Consider the following 522-nt stretch of genomic DNA (forward strand, 5'->3'; position numbering starts at 1 on the left):
ACAAATCATTGAGGGGATAAGACATGGCAGATTATTTACCACAGCCCTTGCAAGGGAGAAATCTTCATACCCAGCAGGTAAGCTTTTTGCGGCTTAATTTTAGCTATGAAGATAAAGAAAAGGTGATGAAGATAGGCACCCTCCCTCGTGGTGCTTTGATTACTTCGATTAAAGTGTTTGTTAAGACAGCATTTTCGGACACAAAGGTCAAAATAGGCAGCACTGCTGGAGGGACTGAGTTTGGTGAAGCGGAAATCAAACAACAGGCAGTAAAAGAGGTTAAGCCCACCAATCAGAAGGAATTTGTCCCTTATGATGAAGAGGTCACTCTCTATGCTAAAGCGGACAAAACAGTACAAGCTGGGCAAGCAAGTATAGTCGTTGAATTCGTGACTAATCACTGAGAGGTATTTTGATGACACGTCATTATATTCGGGTTAAGACTGGAGGACCGATACCTGTAAAGCGAGATGTTTATCGTCATAAGAGAACACTTTCGCACTTAGTGTCGGTCATTCAAGA

1 protein-coding gene is annotated in these 522 nt (G+C 42.3%); it reads left to right on the plus strand.

All coding sequences use genetic code 11. From position 1 onward, the window contains the following. Positions 1-23: 23 nt before the first annotated feature. Positions 24-404: a hypothetical protein gene (locus ACFIL3_RS11225; RefSeq protein WP_375612646.1), complete on the plus strand. Its 381-nt coding sequence runs from the start codon at positions 24-26 to the stop codon at positions 402-404. Positions 405-522 lie beyond the last annotated feature (118 nt).

The organism is Bartonella sp. CE47NXGY (assembly GCF_042195415.1).
Lineage (GTDB): Bacteria > Pseudomonadota > Alphaproteobacteria > Rhizobiales > Rhizobiaceae > Bartonella.

Coding starts and splice junctions, on each gene's coding strand:
- ACFIL3_RS11225 (WP_375612646.1), top strand. CDS start 24: ATGGCAGATTATTTACCACAGCCCTTGCAAGGGAGAAATCTTCATACC.